This window comes from Herbidospora sp. RD11066, from assembly GCF_054661255.1.
In genome coordinates this window covers 497948-515384 of record NZ_BAAGDO010000005.1, presented here as the reverse complement: position 1 = coordinate 515384, position 17437 = coordinate 497948, and the positions used below count along the sequence as shown (strand labels likewise).

19 protein-coding genes are annotated in these 17437 nt (G+C 70.7%); 7 read left to right on the top strand and 12 right to left on the bottom strand.

Translation table 11 applies throughout. The annotated features are described in order from the left end of the window. From ACYQ78_RS22680 to ACYQ78_RS22635, 10 genes are all read right to left on the bottom strand, one after another. The gene (locus ACYQ78_RS22680) at nt 1–1479 is read right to left on the bottom strand and encodes a beta-N-acetylhexosaminidase (protein ID WP_459802879.1); all 1479 of its coding nucleotides are present in this window, start codon (nt 1477–1479) and stop codon (nt 1–3) included. Nucleotides 1480–1528: 49 nt separating this feature from the next. Continuing rightward, the gene (locus ACYQ78_RS22675; protein ID WP_459802878.1) at nt 1529–4417 is read right to left on the bottom strand and encodes a CDP-glycerol glycerophosphotransferase family protein; all 2889 of its coding nucleotides are present in this window, start codon (nt 4415–4417) and stop codon (nt 1529–1531) included. 51 nt (nt 4418–4468) lie between these two features. After that, complete coding sequence (locus tag ACYQ78_RS22670; RefSeq protein WP_459802923.1) at nt 4469–4783, bottom strand: MGMT family protein; 315 nt, start codon at nt 4781–4783, stop codon at nt 4469–4471. Next, nucleotides 4771–5130 carry a hypothetical protein gene (locus ACYQ78_RS22665; RefSeq protein ID WP_459802877.1) on the bottom strand — a complete coding sequence of 120 codons (360 nt, stop codon included), beginning with the start codon at nt 5128–5130 and terminating at the stop codon, nt 4771–4773. Before ACYQ78_RS22665 ends, ACYQ78_RS22670 begins: the two co-directional genes overlap by 13 nt. A gap of 67 nt (nt 5131–5197) precedes the next feature. Beyond that, nucleotides 5198–6298, bottom strand: a complete 1101-nt coding sequence (locus ACYQ78_RS22660; protein ID WP_459802876.1) for a S8 family serine peptidase — start codon at nt 6296–6298, stop codon at nt 5198–5200. Further along, the gene (locus ACYQ78_RS22655) at nt 6292–7125 is read right to left on the bottom strand and encodes a hypothetical protein (RefSeq protein WP_459802875.1); all 834 of its coding nucleotides are present in this window, start codon (nt 7123–7125) and stop codon (nt 6292–6294) included. Before ACYQ78_RS22655 ends, ACYQ78_RS22660 begins: the two co-directional genes overlap by 7 nt. 52 nt (nt 7126–7177) lie before the next feature. Beyond that, a complete protein-coding gene (locus ACYQ78_RS22650; RefSeq protein WP_459802874.1) occupies nt 7178–8380 on the bottom strand; it encodes a S8 family serine peptidase in 1203 nt (400 codons plus the stop codon). After that, complete coding sequence (locus ACYQ78_RS22645; RefSeq protein WP_459802873.1) at nt 8374–9093, bottom strand: hypothetical protein; 720 nt, start codon at nt 9091–9093, stop codon at nt 8374–8376. Before ACYQ78_RS22645 ends, ACYQ78_RS22650 begins: the two co-directional genes overlap by 7 nt. 42 nt (nt 9094–9135) lie before the next feature. Continuing rightward, nucleotides 9136–10317, bottom strand: a complete 1182-nt coding sequence (moeZ, locus tag ACYQ78_RS22640; protein ID WP_459802872.1) for an adenylyltransferase/sulfurtransferase MoeZ — start codon at nt 10315–10317, stop codon at nt 9136–9138. A 64-nt stretch (nt 10318–10381) separates the two neighbouring features. After that, nucleotides 10382–11179 carry an alpha/beta fold hydrolase gene (locus ACYQ78_RS22635; RefSeq protein ID WP_459802871.1) on the bottom strand — a complete coding sequence of 266 codons (798 nt, stop codon included), beginning with the start codon at nt 11177–11179 and terminating at the stop codon, nt 10382–10384. 274 nt (nt 11180–11453) lie between these two features. On the opposite strand from ACYQ78_RS22635, the gene ACYQ78_RS22630 reads away from it, so the two are divergent. Further along, complete coding sequence (locus ACYQ78_RS22630; protein ID WP_459802870.1) at nt 11454–12023, top strand: hypothetical protein; 570 nt, start codon at nt 11454–11456, stop codon at nt 12021–12023. A gap of 142 nt (nt 12024–12165) precedes the next feature. Further along, the gene (locus tag ACYQ78_RS22625) at nt 12166–12522 is read left to right on the top strand and encodes a hypothetical protein (RefSeq protein ID WP_459802869.1); all 357 of its coding nucleotides are present in this window, start codon (nt 12166–12168) and stop codon (nt 12520–12522) included. Here the strand turns inward: ACYQ78_RS22625 and ku are convergent. Further along, entirely contained in the window at nt 12519–13349 is an 831-nt protein-coding gene (gene ku, locus ACYQ78_RS22620; RefSeq protein WP_459802868.1) for a non-homologous end joining protein Ku, read from the bottom strand. The genes ACYQ78_RS22625 and ku overlap by 4 nt on opposite strands. Nucleotides 13350–13426: 77 nt before the next feature. Here ku and ligD (ACYQ78_RS22615) point away from each other — a divergent pair, with 77 nt between their 5' ends. The 5 genes from ligD (ACYQ78_RS22615) (at nt 13427) to ACYQ78_RS22595 (ending at nt 16418) form a co-directional block, all read left to right on the top strand. Beyond that, a complete protein-coding gene (ligD, locus tag ACYQ78_RS22615) occupies nt 13427–14362 on the top strand; it encodes a non-homologous end-joining DNA ligase (protein WP_459802867.1) in 936 nt (311 codons plus the stop codon). Next, the gene (gene ligD, locus ACYQ78_RS22610; protein WP_459802866.1) at nt 14359–15225 is read left to right on the top strand and encodes a non-homologous end-joining DNA ligase; all 867 of its coding nucleotides are present in this window, start codon (nt 14359–14361) and stop codon (nt 15223–15225) included. Before ligD (ACYQ78_RS22615) ends, ligD (ACYQ78_RS22610) begins: the two co-directional genes overlap by 4 nt. A 23-nt stretch (nt 15226–15248) precedes the next feature. Beyond that, nucleotides 15249–15425, top strand: a complete 177-nt coding sequence (locus ACYQ78_RS22605; protein ID WP_459802865.1) for a hypothetical protein — start codon at nt 15249–15251, stop codon at nt 15423–15425. Nucleotides 15426–15481: 56 nt separating this feature from the next. Beyond that, entirely contained in the window at nt 15482–16102 is a 621-nt protein-coding gene (locus ACYQ78_RS22600; RefSeq protein WP_082801973.1) for a TetR/AcrR family transcriptional regulator, read from the top strand. A gap of 85 nt (nt 16103–16187) precedes the next feature. Next, nucleotides 16188–16418, top strand: a complete 231-nt coding sequence (locus ACYQ78_RS22595) for a DUF3107 domain-containing protein (RefSeq protein WP_459802864.1) — start codon at nt 16188–16190, stop codon at nt 16416–16418. Between the two features lie 285 nt (nt 16419–16703). Here the strand turns inward: ACYQ78_RS22595 and ACYQ78_RS22590 are convergent, their stop codons facing one another. After that, nucleotides 16704–17357 carry a ferritin-like fold-containing protein gene (locus tag ACYQ78_RS22590; protein WP_459802863.1) on the bottom strand — a complete coding sequence of 218 codons (654 nt, stop codon included), beginning with the start codon at nt 17355–17357 and terminating at the stop codon, nt 16704–16706. Nucleotides 17358–17437: the final 80 nt, after the last annotated feature.

Below are 17437 nucleotides of genomic sequence, written 5' to 3'. Positions count from 1 at the left end.
TCACGGCCACGTGATGCGCGTCGAACGGTGGTAGTCGACCCCCCATCGGTCCCAGACGGTCGCGATCGGGGCCAGGCGGGCCGCGAACGCCTCGAACGAGCGCTCACTCTGCGGGGTCCACGCGACCTCGGCGATGGCCGGGAGGCGGGGGAAGGTGAGGTGCTCGACGTCGTCCATGGTGACGACGGTCTCGGTCCACAGGGCCATCTCGACGCCCTCGACCCTGTCCTCGCCGACGCCCTCGATCAAGGTGGCCGGGTCCCAGTCGTAGGCGTCGTCGATCTCGGTGGTGCCGGCCCAGGTCTGGCCGATCCGCGTCGAGTCGTCGTATTTCATGTCGAGGTAGACCTTGCTGGCCGGGGACATGATGACCTTCGCGCCCTGGGCGACGGCGCGTTCGACGTCTTCCGGGCCGCCGTTGGTCTGCCAGTACTGCACCAGCGAACCCGGCGGCAGCGCGGTCTTCCCGGCCTCCTGCCAGGCGACGACCTTCCGCCCGTTGGCGGTCACCGCATGGGCGGCCTGCTCGACGATCTGGGCGTATTCGGCGTCGCTGAGCTTCTCGACCTCGTCGCCGCCGATGTGCACGTAGGAGCCCGTGGTGCGCGTGGCCACCTCGGTGAGGACCTTGGTCAGGAACCGCTCCGTCTCGGGCTTCCCCGGGCACAGGGCCGAGAACCCGACCTTGATCCCCGTGTACGGTTCGGGCGCCACCCCGTCGCAGTTGAGCTCCGGGGCGGAGGCCAGGGCGGCGTTGGTGTGGCCGGGCACGTCGATCTCGGGCACGACCGTGACGAACTTCGCCCGCGCGTGGTCGACGATCTCCAGGAACTGCTCGACCGTGTAGAACCCGCCGGGCCCGCCGCCCACCTCGGTCGAGGCGCCGATCCCGGTCAGCTCGGGGCGGCCGGGGATCGCGATGCGCCAGCCCTGGTCGTCGGTGAGGTGCAGGTGCAGCACGTTGAGCTTGTAGGCGGCCATCAGGTCGACGAAGCGCTTGACGTCCTCGACCGGCCGGAAGTGCCGGGCCACGTCCAGCATCGCGCCGCGCCAGGGGAAGCGGGGACGGTCGGAGATCCGCACCCCCGGGACGGTCCGGTCGCGGGCGAGCTGGCGGAAGGTCTGCACGCCCCGGAACAGCCCCTCGGCGGTCGCGGCGCTGATGCGGGCGCCGTTCTCGTCGGTGGTCAGCTCGTAGCCCTCGGTCCCGGCCTGGGGCGCGTCGAGGGCGAGCCTGATCCTGCCGTTCGCGCCGAGCCCGAGTTCCAGCCCGGTGTCGGCCAGGATCCCGCTCACGACGAAGCCGCCGATCGTGGCGTCCGGCGCGGTCACGACGTCGCCCGCCGCGAGGGTGAAGCCCTCGGCCAGCCGGGTCACCGAGGCGGGATAGGGCACCAGGGAGAGCTGCGGTTCCGCCGGGGTCTCCGAGCTACACGACGTCACCAGCATCACCAGTCCCAACAGAAGCCGCCGCCACACGGTCCTCATTGGACCACGCGACGGCGGCAACTGGAAAGTTTCTTTAACGTTATCCGGTGAAGACGTGGTCGACCAGGCGGGCCGCGGCCTTTCCGGAGTCGTGCGGGGCGTACGTACGGGCGAAGGCCTGGTAGCGGTCGGCGAGCCGGACCGACACCGAGTCGATCGTGCGCAGCACCTCGACCACCTCGGCCGAGCTGGCCAGGCGCGGTCCGGGCCGCTGGGCCTCCAGGTCGAGGTAGAGCCCCCGGCTGTTCCGGTACTTGTCGAGGTCGGGCGTGAACAGCACGACCGGCTTGCCGGTGGCGACGAAGTCGAAGGCGCACGACGAGTAGTCGGTCACCAGGACGTCGGCCACGACCAGCAGGTCGGCCATGTCGGGATAGGTGGTCACGTCGATCGCGAAGCCGTCGAGCGACTGGACGTGCGGGAACGCCTGCATCATGTGCCCGCGGACCAGCACGACGTGGTCGTCGCCCAGCGCCCGCTGCGCGTCGGCCAGGTCGAGCTTGACGGCCGCGTTGCGCCGGTCCCAGTCACGGAAGGTCGGGGCGTACAGGACGACCCGCTTGCCCTCCGGGATGCCCAGCCTGCGGCGGATGGCCGGGGCCAGCGCGTCGCGGTGGAACAGCACGTCGTTGCGCGGGTTGCCGCATTCGAGGATCTCGCCCTCGTAGCCGAACGCCTTGCGCATGACGCCCGACGCCCACGGCGACTGCGAGATCAGCAGGTCCCACTGCCGGACCTCGGTGGTCTGGCGGGCGTAGACCGGCGGACGCGGCTCGCGCCGCATGTGGGGCAGGTCGCGGCCGACGTGCTTGACCGGGGTGCCGTGCCAGGTCTGGACGTAGACCTGGTCGTCGCGGGCCCGGAACCACTGCGGCAGGAACTGGTTGGCCACGATGTAGCGGGCGCGGGCCAGGGCCTCGTAGTGCTCCCGGCTGCCCTCCCGCACGACCGTCGGCACGATGCCGTCGCCCAGGCCCAGCTCGGCGGAGCCGGGCGGCACGAAGGCGCCGTCGCGGACCACCCAGATGTGCTCGCCCTCGTCGCCCCGGCGCAGCCGCTCCTCGTAGATGGCGCGCGGGTTGTCGGAGTAGGAGCGGCCGTCGAAGGAGGCGTAGACCGTGGCCTCGCGGATCGGCTTGGCCTTCTCGGCGGGGTAGAGCGTGCGGCTGAGCGACCAGACACCGGCCGCGCTGCGCTCGTCGCCGGGCCGCTCCTCGGCCGCCACCAGGACGGGCACGTCGTAGCGGGTGGCCACGAACCGGTAGACCCGGCCGCCGACCGTGCGCTGCTCCTCGTCGATGGTGTCGAGGGCGGCGTGGTCGACCCGCACGGGGACCATCGCGGGGCCGTACTTGCCGGGAGGGGCGACCGACATCGTCCACGTGCCCTCGGACAGCGGGGTCGTGTCGGCGAAGCGGGGCATCGCGCCGGGCGCGAACGCGACCTCGAAGGCGGTGCCCTCGCGGCGCAGCGGCACCCGGTAGGTCAGCCCACCCCGGTGCCGCAGCACCAGGTCGCGCTCACCGGCCTCGGCCGGGTAGTCGCCCTTGAACGTCAGGGCGCCGTCGTGCCAGGCCATGCTCTTGATGATCGGCAGCACCTTGTGGCCGGAGACGACCACCCGGTCACGCCTGTCACCCTGGACGGTGATCTCGCGGTCGCCCAGCAGCAGCCGGGTCTCCGGAGTGCCCTCCAGCATGACCGAGGCCGCCGGGTCGCCCTTCGGCTCGACCCACAGCCGCCGCGCGTCGGCGGTCAGCAGGGTCTGCACGCCCAGCGAGAGCGAGAAGACGCTGCCGCCCTCAGCCGGGGTGAACTCGGCCGGCATGCGGTGGCCGCCGACGCGGGCCTTGCCCTTGTTGACGGGACGCCCCGGCAGGAAGCCGGTCAGCTCGATCTCGTCGCCCTTGAGCGTGACGCCGGTCAGCTCGGCCCTGGTGGGCTGGAGCACGACCTGGAGCGCCTTGTCGGACGTCCAGACCGGCCGCACCCACCAGCGCTCGCGGGTCCTGCGACCGGCGGGCCGCTCGACCCGGCCGATCGACGGGCCGCGCAGCACGCCCTTGGCGCGGGCGGCACGCGACCAGATCACGATCTCGGCCCGCCAGGTGGTGGTGTCCTGGACGGTGTGGCGGCGCTTGATCATCCGCTTGGCGCCGCGGACCATGGCCCGCACCCCGGCCCGCCAGCGCAGCGAGAAGGGGTTGAGCTCGGCCTGGAAACCGGCCCAGTCGTAGTTGCAGCCCGGCTCGCGGGCGTCGTGGGTGGCCTCGGGACGGTAGACCCGAGTCGTCTTGAGGGTGACCGGCGGCAGCCAGCGCGGCCCCCGGAGCACCACGGTCGCGCGGTTGAACCGCCGGGACCGGACCGACAGGCCGGCGAGGTAGGCGTGGCCGCTGATGCGCAGCTTGCCGCCCTCCCAGGTGATGTCGTCGATCTGGGTGACCGGCACCATGTCGGCCGGACGCAGGCGCAGCAGCGACTGGTCGTCGACCTCGACGGGGAGGTCGGCGTACCAGCGCAGGCCCTTGCGGACGCGGCGGGACGGTTCGGCCGCGGCGGCGGCCAGCTTGGCCAGCGCGTCGCCGTCGGCGAGGGTCTTGGCGTCGGCGTTCTCGACCAGGTGGAAGGCCACCCGGCGGCCGACCGGCAGCTCACGCTTGACCTTCGGGTCGATCGTGGCCAGGTAGGGGCGCAGCACCTCGATGGCCTGGGCCCGGCGGGCGGGGCCGCGCTTGGCGGCGGCGTCGAGCCGGGCGCCGAGGCATCCGGCCAGCACCTCGGCGTCGAGCCGGGCACGCTCTGCGCTGCTCAGACCCTCCGCGCGGACGAGCTCCACCAGGGCGTCGAGTGGCTCGCCCCGGTCATAGAGCTCCTGGACAGCCCGCAGTCGATCGGCGACGGAATCGCCCTGGCGAGCGGGTGTCATAAGGGGGCACCACCCTTCGGATGACCGGTGTTTCAGAAATGGTAATGCCGGTTAAAGGGGGATTCCGTCCCATCGTGCCTCACGCATCAATGCGCGTTCCCCTTTCACCGGTGTTCCTTCCACACGCCACCTGCGGAGACATTCGGCCTCCAGACCCGGTGGCGGGCTCCCATCCGTGCGGATCACGCGCCACCATGAGACGGCTCCGCCCCATGTGGCCATCACCCGCCCCACCTGCCGGGGCCCGCCTTCACCGAGATACTCGGCCACGTCGCCGTACGACATGACCCTCCCGGGCGGGATCCGGTCGACCAGGTCGAGGACCCGGTCGGCGAAAGGTGGCGGGTGCTCGTTCACTGACTCCAGCTCGCCGGACCGGCGTAGAGGAGGTCCTCCACTTTGCCGAATTCGACGTCGCCCTGTTCCAGAATTCCGTCGCGGACGCCGTAGACCTCGCCGTCCTCACCGACCAGTCGCGCGCCCAGCAGCTCGGCGACGCGCGCCAGGTGCGCGAGGTGCCAGTCGGACTCGGGCGAGCCGTACAGCCGGCCCGACCAGACCGCGACCTGGTGACCTTCGTCGCCGTGCCGCGCGACGACCTCTCCCGCCTCGGCCGATCCCCGCACCTCGACGTCGGAGTGGCCCGACAGCGCGCGGACGAGTTCGGCGTAGGCGAGCGGTGATTCACGCTCGACGCGCAGCTCGTAACCCATGGTGCGCGACGATAGCGAACCTTTGCCCCTTGTTGTTATGAGAAAGGGCAAGTTTCCCCCTAAGTCGTCATCTCCTTCTGCGGGCCAGCAGCGCCGCGAGAAGACCGAAGGCGGCCAGGCTCAGCACGGCGCCCGCGCCGTACACCCAGAGCCTCAGGGGGTCGGGGCCGGGCGGCTGCGGACCGGCCGACTTCGGCCCGCCGCCGAAGTAGACGTCGTCGCCGACCGGGGTCGCCTGCTGATATTTGGCCAGCTCACCGGCCCGGGTGAGGGCTCCGGCGGCGTTCACCACGCCGAAGCCGACCTTGTCGTCGTAGCCGTTCTTCGGGTGGGGACCGGCCGAGTCGGACATCGACCGGGCGACCAGTTCAGCGGGCAGCCGGGGGTATTTGGACCGGATCAACGCGGCCACCCCGCCCACCAGGGCGCTCGCCGCCTGGGTGCCGTCGACCGCCGTGGCGTCGGAGCCGGGGGCCGAGACCAGCACGGAGAGGTTGTCGGAACTCGCGGGGGAACGCGCCCCCACGGCATCGACGGAGGCCACCCCGATCACGCCGGGGAACCCGGCGGGGAACTGCCAGTAGGAGGTCCCGGCGGCCGTGGACGAGGGCCACCGGCCGACGTCGCCCGCGCCGGAGACGATCACGACGTCGCGCTGGAGGGCGTAGGCGACGGCGTCGCGCTCGACCCGGCCGACGCCGAAGATCCCCATCGGCACCACGATGACCTGGGCGCCGTGGTTGACGGCGTAGCGCACCCCCCGGGCGATCGGGCTGTCGATCGGCGAGCCGGGGGCGGCCTCGGGCTCGATCAGGTCGCCGCCGAGGGGCGGCGAGGTGATCGGCACCGACAGCAGTCTCGCCTCGGGCGCGGTGCCCTGGCGGCCACCGCCGGTGCCGTCGCCCGCGACCAGCCCGGCCAGGACCGTCGAGGAGGCGTTGGTCGGAATCTCGTCGCCCTCGAAGAACCGGCCCGTCATGTCGGGCGCCTGAACGACCCGGCCCTTGAGCTCGGCCGGTTCGCCCACGCGGTCGTGGAGCAGCGCGACGGTGACGCCGGAACCCCTGGTCTGGGCCCACGCGGCGTCGATGTTCAGGTCGTCGAGCGGTGCCGGTGCGGCGGCGACGGCCAGAAGTGCGGCCACCGCGAGAGCCGTGGGCCTCAGCACTCGGTCCCCTGGGTGCAGCGCGGGACTTCGGGCTCCTCGCCCAGCGACCGGGCGACCCGGCCGCCGAGGGCCTGCGCGGTCGGCCACAGCTCGCTGTGCAACAGCTCCTCCTGCGGGATCGCGTCACGGGTTCGCCCGTCGGTGTACCCGGCGGTGTAGAAGACGATGTACGGCCCCACCCCGACCCAGCCCGACCGCTGCCGCTGCGCCGCCCCGAACAGATCGGTGACGGTGCCCGGGAAGGCCACGGGGCGCACCCCGACCCGGTCGTCGACCGGCAGCTTGGCGGCGGCGGAGGTGCGGGCGGCCTCGTCGGCCATCACCGCCACGCCGACGGTGATCGCGAAGGCGCCCGACTGGTCGACGTAGGTGGCCCGGAGCAGCGATTGGCACGACACCTCGCGGAAGACCGAGGCGACCGACCGGTCGACCCCCGCCCAGCACGGGATCTCGGGCGCGATGCCCACCCGGCGGGCGAACAGCTGCGAGCGGGCCAGGCCGACGTATTCGAGCTCGTCGGGGAAGACCATGGACGCCGGCCAGTCGTGCCAGCGGCGGGCGACGTCCTCTTTCACGTAGTCGGCGCGCTCCTGGCCGGTCAGCGGGCGGGAGCGGGTCTCCTGGACCACGCCGATGCCGCCGACGACCGCGTTGATGGCCGCCACGAGCACGGCGGCCGTCAGCAGGCTGGTGACGATCCCCCGGCGGCGGACGCCCTTCTCGAGCTCCCGCCGCTCCTTGGCGGCGTTGACCGCCGCCGCACGCCCGCGCGTGGCCGGCCATGAGCGCACCCGGGTCCGCTGGGCCCGCGGCTGCTGTGGCGACATTCCTCAATGTTACGCCGAAGACTCCATACGCCAACGATTCGGTAGAGGTCTCCTACGTGGCGATTTCTGGTGAAGCCTCCCGGCGGCGCGCCCTGCGGGCCACCACGACGATCACGGCCACCGCGCCACCTGCCCCGATGAGCCCGGCGACCCCGGCGCCGCCGTAGAGGGCGATCATCCGGCGGTCGCGCTTGACCATCGCGATCGGCTGGGGGGAGGCGGCGGAGAAGGGGCGGTCGGGGTCGTGGGCCTTCTTCCCCGAGGCGGTCGGCCTATACCCGGCGAGCCGGGCGGCGGCGGTCAGGGCGCGGCCGGCGTTCACGACGCCGAAGCCGGTGCCGGTGTTGTAGCCGGTGCCCTTGGGGGCGACGGCGGAGCCGGAGAGTGCCTGGGCCACCAGAGCGGGGGACAGTTTCGGATATTTCGCTTTTATCAAAGCGGCCACACCCGACACCAGAGCCGTCGCCTGGGAGGTGCCCCGGCCGACCCAGTATTCGTCGCCCGGACCGGCCCCGAGGATGTCGACGCCGGGCGCGGCCAGCATCACCGAGGCGTTGCGGGTGGAGAAGAAGGCCCGCCGCATCGTGCCGGTCACCGCCGCGACCGAGATCACCCCGGGCAGCGAGGCCGGGTAGGAGTAGTGGCCGCCGGTGTCCTCGGCGCCGTCGTTCCCGGCCGCCGCGACCAGGACCACGTTATTGGCGATCGCGTACGCCACCGCGGCCCGGTCGGCCTCCGTCGCGGCGCCCTTCGAGATCGACAGGTTGATCACGTCGGCGCCCTCTTCGACGGCGTGGCGGATGCCCTGGGCCATCACGCTCTCGTAGCGCTCGTCGGTGTTGAACCTCTTGAAGCCCGGCTCGTCGTCCTCCAGGATCACCCGGACCGAGAGGATCTTCGCCTCGGGCGCGACGCCGATCACGCCGTCCTTCCCGCCGGGGCCGTGGCCGTGCCCGGCGATCAGGGAGGCCATGTAGGTGCCGTGGAGTCGCTGGGGTTCCACCCCCGAGGGGTTGGCGCCCTGGGTGAAGTCGCGGCCCACCCGGACCGCCCCTTCGAGGTCGCGGTGGCCGGGGTCGACCCCCGAGTCGAGCACGGCCACCAGGACGCCCGCGCCCTTGGTGACCCGCCAGGCCTGGTTGATGCCGATCGTGCCGAGCGTGCCGGTCTGACCGACCCGGACGTCGTCGGCGGCGGCCGTGCCGAGAAAGGGACCGGCCAGCAGCGCCACCACGAGGAGGGCCCGTCTCAGCACAGGAAACCCTCCGATTCGCAGCTCGTGCGCCGGGGGGCGACCAGGGAACGGGCGATCTGCTCCGACAGTTCGTCGGTGAAGGTGAACATCGAGGTCATCGGGCGGCCCAGGGCCTTGGCGGGGCGGCCGTCGACCTGCCCGGCGGTGACCATCACGAGGTAGGGCCCGGCCCGGTGGTAGGTGCCGTACTGACGGCCGGCGGCGGTGAAGCGCTCGGTGGCCGTCTTGGGGAAGGTCAGCGGGCGCAGCCCCGGCGAGGGGCGGTGTTCGGGGGGTAGCGCGGTGGTGGCGGCCATCACGGCGGTGGCGTCCCGGAACGCGCCAACGCCGATGGTGACCACGACGCCCTGGACGGCGTCGAGGTAGGTGGCCCTGATGATCCCCCGGCATCCGGCCGCCTGGACCGAGGCCCGGAGCGCCTCGTCGACGGCGGTGGCGCAGTCGGTGCCCGAGCCGATGCCGACCCGCCCGGCGACCTCACGGCCGCCCTGCTCGGAGGTGTAGCCGAGCCGCTCGGGGAAGATCTTCCCGGCCGGCCAGGTGCGCCAGCGGCGGGCGAGCTCCTCGGCCGCCGCGGCGCGGTGTTCCTGCTTGCTGGGGCCCCGGGTCAGCTCGGTCATGGCCGAACTGACCCCCACCCCCGCGACGACGGCGCAGCTCACCGTGAGCGCCGACGCCGCGACGAGCACCGGCCAACTGCGTCTTTCCGTCACGGACCGACTTTAACCGGCGCACACCGGCGCCAAGGGCGCGTATCAGTAAGTCGGCTGAGACGGGTCTACCGTCTTGACCCAGCTCAGAACACCGCCACCGACGTGGACGGCGTCGGCGAACCCGGCGTTCTTCAGCACCGCGAGCACCTCGGCCGAGCGCGCGCCCGACTTGCAGTGAAGAACGATCTTCTTGTCCTGGGGCATGCGCTCCAGGGCCGACCCGTTGAGGAACTCGCCCTTCGGGATCAGCGTGGCGCCGGGGATGCTGACGATGTCGTACTCGTTGGGCTCGCGCACGTCGACGACGAAGATGTTCTCGCCGTCGTCCTGCCACTTCTTGAGCTCGACGGCGGTGATCGTCGACCCCTGGGCGGCCTGCTGGGCCTCGTCGGAGACGGCGCCGCAGAACGCCTCGTAGTCTTCGAGCAGCGCGGTGACCGTGGGGTTCTTGCCGCACAGCACGCACTCGGGGTCCTTGCGGACCTTGACGTCGCGGTATTTCATCTCGAGGGCGTCGTAGATCATCAGACGGCCCACGAGCGGGTCGCCGATGCCGGTCAGCAGCTTGATGGCCTCGTTGACCTGGATCGAGCCGATCGAGGCGCAGAGCACACCGAGCACGCCACCCTCGGCGCACGACGGAACCATGCCGGGGGGCGGGGGCTCCGGGTAGAGGCAGCGGTAGCAGGGGCCGTGCTCGGCCCAGAAGACGCTGGCCTGGCCGTCGAAGCGGTAGATCGAGCCCCACACGTAGGGCTTGCCGAGCAGCACCGCCGCGTCGTTGACCATGTAGCGGGTGGCGAAGTTGTCGGTGCCGTCGACGATGAGGTCGTAGCCCGAGAAGATGTCCATCACGTTGTCGGTGGTGAGGGCCACGTTGTGGATCACCACGTTGACGAGGGGGTTGATCTCCCGCACCGTCGCGGCGGCCGACTCGGCCTTCAGCCGGCCGACGTCGCTCTGGCCGTGGATGATCTGACGCTGCAGGTTCGACTCGTCGACGACGTCGAAGTCGATCACGCCGAGCGTGCCCACACCGGCGGCGGCAAGGTACATCAGGGCCGGGGAACCGAGGCCGCCGGCGCCCACACACAGGACCTTGGCGTTCTTCAGCCGCTTCTGGCCGGTCATCCCCACGTCGGGGATGATCAGGTGGCGCGAGTAGCGGCGCACCTCGTCGACGGTGAGCTCGGGGGCCGGCTCGACCAGCGGTGGCAACGACACAGTTCCACTCCCGTTTCAGGGCAAAAGGGGTCTGGCTCGTGCCCCCGGAGGGGCACGCTCCACATCACAACCTAACCGGCGCCTCCGCGCATTCCCGAATCAGCGTCCGCGCCTCGCGGGCGACGATCGCGGGCGACTCCATCTGGGCCACGTGCCCCGCCCAGGGCAGCGTCACGATGCGGACGTTGCGGAAGGCGCGCGAGGCGCGCCGGGCCATGCGCGCGTCGACGATGCGGTCGCGGCGCCCGTGGATGACCAGGGTGGGGGCCTCGACCCGGGCCGCCTCACGCCAGAGGTCGGGCCGGAAGTACTCGCGCACGATGCCCCGGGCCGAGCCGATCATGGCCGACGCCGAGTAGGGGAGGTCGTCGCGGCGGCGCAGCTCCTCGACGGCGGCGGCCAGCCGGTCGGGGTGGACGCAGTCGGACTCGCCGTAACACATCGCCATGGTCGCCTGGATGCGCTTCTCGGGCGGCACGGCCGCCGACATCCGCCCGACCACGAACTCGGCCAGGCCCGGCACCGCCGACAGCGCCACCCGGGCCGGGCCCACGCGGGGCAGCAGGTCGGGCATCGCCGGGGAGACGAGGGTCAGCGACTTCACCAGGTCGGGCCGCGAGGCGGCCACGCGCACGGACACGGCCCCGCCCAGCGAGTTGCCGAACAGGTGCACCGGGCCGCCGACCCACTCGATGAAGCGGATCATCGAGCGCGCGTGCGCGGAGACCGAGTAGTCGCGATCTGAGGGTTCGGGCGACCACCCCGCTCCCGGTAGATCGGGCGCGTAGGTGCGGACCTCGTCTTTCAGCAGGTCGGACAGGTCGGTCCAGTTGGTGCTCGACCCGGCGAGCCCGTGGATCATCACGGCCTTCTCGGACGGCCCCGAGGGCGTGGGCCGGTAGTTGAGCCGCAGATCTCCGAGATCGGCTCGATGGCTGGGCCAGTCAGGTACAGGGCCCGAAAACCCCGCAGAAATCGGGTTTGTCACGTCTCGTCCTCCCGCCGTTTACGGACAATCCACCCCATCGTACTCCATGACTACGCTAAGTGACCGTAAAAGCGCGATACTGCCCGTTTTGTCACGCAGAGTGAGGACATAACACGATCAGGCACCAGCCAATCACAAGGAGTAATTGATGCAGCTCAAGAAGCTCGCCAGCACCCTGGCTACCGCCGCCCTCGTCGGTGGCGGCGCCGTCATCGCCCTCGCGGCTCCCGCCGCCGCCAGTGACGGGTGGGGCTACGGAGGCGGCTACGGCGGCTACGAGTGGGCCGGCGACGACGTGCGCGGCCACCACGGCCACCGTCACCACCACCACAACCACACCTGCGTCTTCAAGGTGCGGCACGGCAGCCACCACGCGGACCCCAAGCTCCACCACGGCGTCTTCCCGGCGGGCCGCTTCCGTCACTACGTCAAGGTCCACCACCACCCGTCGCACCGCAGCCGCATCGTCGGTTACCTGCACGCCGGCGGCTACACCATCGGTAAGTGCCACCCGGTTCGCCACGGCCACCACGGCTGGGGCGGCGGCGACTGGGGCGGCGAAGGCGGCGACTGGGGCGGCGAGGGCGGCTGGGGCCACGGCGGTGGCCACCACTTCCACAAGGTCAAGTCGCACTTCAAGCGTCACCGCTGGAGCCCGCGTACCGGCTTCACCGAGGGCTGGCACCTCCAGCGTCAGTGGCGCTGGCACCGCAACTAGTTCGACCTGATCACAGAATGACCTGAGTGGTCTTCTGAGATCTCTGTAACGATCGTGCCGCGATGACCCAAGGTCATCGCGGCACGTTTCGTTTGGTCACACAGGGTTATCACCCAGTGCATCACGATGATTACTAGGAGTGATGATGATAACCCGTCTGACCGGTATCGCCGTTGCGGCCGCCCTCGCCTCCGGCACCCTCGTGACCGCCGCCGCGGCGCCCGCGGACGCGTCGGTCTGTTCCTACCAGCTCATCCGGGGCGCGAAGGACATGTTCAACGCCGCCGCCCCCGTGCACCAGCTCCCGAACCTCAAGAGCAAGATCGTTGACGACCTCTACAACCTCGGCGACTTCATCAGCGGAGGCTGCGAGATCTACGGCGACGGCAAGTGGCGCCGGGTCGTGGGGGTGGGCAACGGCCGGGTGGGCTACACCCCGTCGATGTACCTGAAGAGGGGCAACAAGTTCCGCCTCGACCTCTACAGCGACGGATACTAAGCCGTCTTACGGGTCTTCTTCTTGGGCTCCGCCTTCTTCTTCTGGGCGCCCTCGCGTTCGCGCTTGGCGGCGTCGACGCTGGCCCGCAGGGCGGCCATGAGGTCGACGGCGGGGCCCGCCTCGGGCTGCCCCTCGACCTGGACGACCTCGCGGCCGGCCACCTTGGCGTCGATGACCTCCTGGAGCGCCTCGCGGTAGGCGTCCTTGTACTCGCCCGGGTCGAAGTCGCCCACCATCGTCTCGATCAGCGACTCGGCCATCTTGAGCTCCTGCGGGCGCAGGTCGATGTCCTCGTCGAGGAAGGCGAAGTCGGCGGTACGCACCTCGTCGGGCCACAGCATCGTCTCCAGGACGAAGATCCCGTCGCGGACCCGGAGCGTGGCCAGGGACTCGCGCTGGCGCAGCGCGACCTTCACGATCGCGACCTGGCCCGACTTCTCGAGCGCGTCGCGCAGCAGCACGTAGGGTTTCGCGCCCTGGGCGTCGGGCTCCAGGAAGTAGGACTTGGCGAAGTAGATGGGGTCGATCTGCTCCACGGGGGTGAACTGGAGCACGTCGATGCGGCGCGAGCTCGACAGCGGCAGGTCGGCGAAGTCGTCGTCGGTCAGCACGACCATGTCGCCGGTGGGCAGTTCGTAGCCCTTGGCGATGTCGGCGTAGGCGACCTCTTCGCCGTCGATCGTGCACACGCGCTTGTAGCGGATGCGCCCGCCGTCTTCACGGTGCACCTGGTGGAAGGAGACGTCCTTCTGCTCGGTCGCCGAGTAGAGCTTGACCGGGATCGTCACCAGCCCGAACGAGATGGCGCCCTTCCAGATGCTGCGCATAGCCACATTCTCGTCTCTGTGTTCGAATCACGCCAAGCCGGGATTCAAGGGACTTACCTAAGGGGGACATACCCTCTGTGGCACTGCCATATCCGGTCGAACCCATGCTCGCCGTCCCCGGCGCACTGCCGTCGGACGGCTCCCGGTACATGCTCGAAGTCAAGTGGGACGGCATCCGGGTCGTCGCCCACCTGGAGGGCGAGCCGCGGCTGTTCGGCCGCAAGGGCGTCGAGGTGACCCGGCGCTATCCCGAGGCCGTGCTGAAGGTGCCGCGCGACGTCGTGCTCGACGGCGAGGTCGTCGCGTTCGACCACGAGGGGAAGCCGTCGTTCGAGCTGATCCAGCGCCGCATGAACGTCGGCGACCCGGGCGCCCACGGGCTGCTGGGGGTGGTGCCGGTGACGTACATGCCCTTCGATCTTCTCGCCCTGGACGGCGCCGCGCTGCTCGACCGGCCCTACCACGAGCGGCGCGAGTTGCTCGAATCGCTGGGGATCTCGCTGGGGATCACGGTGGCGCCCACCTTCCCGTGCCATCCCGACGTGCTGGCCGCGACCCGCGAGCAGGGGCTCGAAGGCGTGGTGGCCAAGCACGTCGACTCGCGCTACCGGCCCGGCACCCGCTCGCCCTGGTGGATCAAGGTGAAGAACCTGGTCGAGCGGGAGGTCGTGATCGGCGGGTGGCGTCCGGGCAAGGGCCGGCGCTCCGGCGGCGTCGGGTCGCTGCTCATGGGCGCCTTCGGCCCTGGCGGGTTCGTCTTCCTCGGTCATGTCGGTACGGGGTTCAGCGACGCCGCCCTGGACGAACTGCTGGCCCTGCTCGTGCCGCTGGAGGTCCCGCGCAGCGCGTACACGAGGGAACTGCCCAGGGAGATCGCCAGAGACGCGCGCTGGGTGCGCCCGGAGCTCGTCGGCGAGGTCACCTACGCCAACCAGACCACCGAGGGCCGCCTGCGCGCGCCCGCCTGGCGCGGCCTGCGCCCGGACAAGATCCCGGCGGAGGTACGGCTGTGACGAAGGTCCCCGTGCGGGTCGAAGGCCGTGACCTGGTGCTGAGCAACCTCGACAAGGTCCTGTTCCCCGAGGCCGGCTTCACCAAGGCCGAGGTGATCGACTACTACACCCGGGTCGCGCCCTACCTGCTCCCCCATCTCAAGGGCCGCCCGCTGACCGTGAAGCGCTACCCCAACGGCGTCGGCGGCGCCTTCTTCTTCGAGAAGAACGCGCCGCGCCACACCCCTTCGTGGATCCGCCGGGTACGCCTGCCCGTCCCCGGCAGCACGAAGGACCGCGAGACCATCGACTTCGCGATCGTCGACGACCTGCCGACGCTGATCTACTACGCCAACCTGGCGGCGCTGGAACTCCACGTGCCCATGTGGCGGGTCTCGCCCGGCGGCGACCCGCTGCCGCCCGACCTGCTCGTCTTCGACCTCGATCCCGGCGCCCCGGCCACGATCGTCGAGTGCTGCGAGGTGGCCCTGCTGCTGCGCGAGGCGCTCGCCGGGGAGGGACTGGAGTGCTTCGCGAAGACCAGCGGCAACAAGGGCATGCAACTCCACGTGCCGTGGACCTCCTCCGAGAGCACGTCGGCGTTCGCGAAGGAGATCGCCGAACGGCTCGCCCGGAAACACGATTTCGTCACCGCCGTGATGGCTAGAAGGGAGCGCCCCGGGAAGGTGTTCATCGACTGGAGCCAGAACAATCCGGCCAAGACCACCGTCGCCGTCTACTCGGTGCGGGCCAACGCGGAGCCGACCGTCTCGACTCCCCTGACCTGGACCGAGGTGGCCGCCTGCGACGACCCCGGCCGGCTGCGATTCACCACGTCAGAGGTACTGGCGCGGGTCGGGGCACACGGGGACCTGTTCCCGTAGTGTGGGCCGGAGGAGGGACGCCGATGTCCGAGAACGAAGCGAGCGAGGCCCCTGAGGCCGACGTCGCCGAGCAGAACCGGGCCGTCGCCGAGGAACCCGAAGAAGACGCCTGGCCGGAGGATCTGCCGCTGGAGGCCGACCCGGCGGATGCCGCCGACCAGAAACGGACATATGACGACGACGAGGACGACTATCGCTGACCTGGTGACCCAGCCGTAGGATGGGGGCCGCCGAAACCCGCGCGCAAGGAGTGGCTGTGACCGCAACCCCGGATGCCAAACCCCGGGGCACCCGGCTGCCCCGGCTCGCCCGCCGCCGCCAGTTGCTGAGCGCCGCGCAGGAGGTCTTCGTCGAGAACGGCTACCACGCGGCCGCGATGGACGAGATCGCCGAGCGGGCCGGAGTCAGCAAGCCGGTGCTCTACCAGCACTTCCCGGGCAAGCTCGAGCTCTATCTCGCGCTGCTCGACGTCCACGTCGACGACATGGTGGCGCGCTGCAACGAGGCCCTGGCCTCCACGAGCGACAACAAGCAGCGGGTGCAGGCCGCCATCGGCGCCTTCTTCGACTTCGTCTCCAGCCAGGGCGAGGCCTTCCGTCTGGTCTTCGAGAGCGACCTGCGCAACGTCGCGGCCGTGCGCGAGCGCATGGAACGATCGCTGCGCCAGAGCGCCGACGCGATCGCCGAGGTGATCCAGGAGGACACCGGCTGCTCCAGCGAAGACGCCCACCTGCTCGGCGTCGGGCTCGTCGGCATGGCCGAGGTGAGCGCCCGCTACTGGCTGACCAGCGGCGGCGCGATCCCCAAGGACGCCGCGGCCGGGCTCATCGCCCGTCTCGCCTGGCGCGGCATCGGCGGTTTCCCCCGCACGACGTGATCACCTGCCGGTTACGCCGGTCGCGATCAGGCTCTGCCGGGCCGATTTCCGGGGTCACGATGGAGACCTCTCGAAAGGGGCCCAGATGGAAATCAAGATCGGCGTGCAGTCGGTGCACCGTGAACTCGTCGTCGAGACCGACCTCACCGTCGAGGAGATCGAAGAGGAAGTCCGCAACGCGCTGGCCGCCGACCGTGGCGTCTTCTCGATCAGCGACGTCAAGGGGAACCGGGTGATCGTGCCCGTCGCGGCGCTCGGCTTCATCGAGATCGGCGAGGGAGCGAGCCGCTCCGTCGGCTTCGGTGGCACCCTCTGAAAGGCCTTCGGGCGCCGCTGTGAAAGGCGGCGCCCACTGGCTTCTCTTTACTGCGGACCGAGCGTGCACCCGGGCGGACGTCTGCGTGGGACATGTGCGTCGTCCCTGCGTCTGCTGATGGTCGGGCATCCTGAGCTCGCCCTGCGCATCACTGCGCGGGAGGCCCATCGATTCGGTCCACATCTTGTCAAGGAACTGCCGTAGCGGCGCGAGGCCCTCATAACTCGCACGGTACAACCCCTTGGCGCCTTCACGCCTCTCGATCATCACTCTGGGGTGCCCGATTCAGCCTCCGGGAGTCAGCCCCAGCGCCGACATGCGCTTGCCGTGCTCCTCTGTGAGCTGGGCGAACATCCGCCCGATGGCGGCCAGGTCGTCGCCGTCGACCAGCAGCTCGGCCAGTTCCGGCCGGGCCGTCGCCACCCGATGGGCCTGGCTCAGCGCCTCGCCGACCAGCCGCCGCGCCCACAGGGCCAGCCGGCCGCCCAGGCGCGGGTCCTCCTCCATGGCCTTCCTGACCCGCTCGACGACCAGCTCGGAGCGGGCCTCGTCGACCAGCGCCTGGTCGACGAGTTTCTGGGTCTCCTCGTCGACCCGCCGCGCGGCCACCCGGTAGAAGTCGCCCGCCAGGCCGGTGCCGACGTAGGCCTTGACCAGCGCCTCGTACCAGTCGCCCGGCTGGGTCTGCTCGTGCCAGGCGTCGAGGGCGTCGACGAAGGGGGCCATCGCCACTTCCGGGTCGGTGCCCAGCTCGCCGATCCGGTCGCGGACCAGACGGAAATGGCCGTATTCGGTGGCCGCCACATCGCCCAGCGCGGCCCTGTCGGTCAGCGAGGGGGCCAGCAGGGAGGCGTCCTGCGCCATCCGGAGGAACGCGGTGAGCTCGGCGTAGGCGAGCACACCGAGAAGGTCGACGACACCGGGGCGGGTAATGGTCATAGGCAGCAGCGTAGAGGCCGTGTCTCATGAAGAAACATGTGAAACACGCCGCAAATCGGTTAGCAGCTGTGGTATCGAGT

What these genes read in the sequence shown, in the direction of transcription:
- ACYQ78_RS22630 (WP_459802870.1), top strand. Translation starts at nt 11,454, where the DNA reads ATGCAGCTCAAGAAGCTCGCCAGCACCCTGGCTACCGCCGCCCTCGTC.
- ACYQ78_RS22665 (WP_459802877.1), bottom strand. Translation starts at nt 5,130, where the DNA reads ATGGGTTACGAGCTGCGCGTCGAGCGTGAATCACCGCTCGCCTACGCC.
- ACYQ78_RS22595 (WP_459802864.1), top strand. Translation starts at nt 16,188, where the DNA reads ATGGAAATCAAGATCGGCGTGCAGTCGGTGCACCGTGAACTCGTCGTC.
- ku (WP_459802868.1), bottom strand. Translation starts at nt 13,349, where the DNA reads ATGCGCAGCATCTGGAAGGGCGCCATCTCGTTCGGGCTGGTGACGATC.
- ACYQ78_RS22625 (WP_459802869.1), top strand. Translation starts at nt 12,166, where the DNA reads ATGATGATAACCCGTCTGACCGGTATCGCCGTTGCGGCCGCCCTCGCC.
- ACYQ78_RS22590 (WP_459802863.1), bottom strand. Translation starts at nt 17,357, where the DNA reads ATGACCATTACCCGCCCCGGTGTCGTCGACCTTCTCGGTGTGCTCGCC.
- ACYQ78_RS22605 (WP_459802865.1), top strand. Translation starts at nt 15,249, where the DNA reads ATGTCCGAGAACGAAGCGAGCGAGGCCCCTGAGGCCGACGTCGCCGAG.
- ACYQ78_RS22635 (WP_459802871.1), bottom strand. Translation starts at nt 11,179, where the DNA reads ATGATCCACGGGCTCGCCGGGTCGAGCACCAACTGGACCGACCTGTCC.
- ACYQ78_RS22655 (WP_459802875.1), bottom strand. Translation starts at nt 7,125, where the DNA reads ATGTCGCCACAGCAGCCGCGGGCCCAGCGGACCCGGGTGCGCTCATGG.
- ACYQ78_RS22675 (WP_459802878.1), bottom strand. Translation starts at nt 4,417, where the DNA reads ATGACACCCGCTCGCCAGGGCGATTCCGTCGCCGATCGACTGCGGGCT.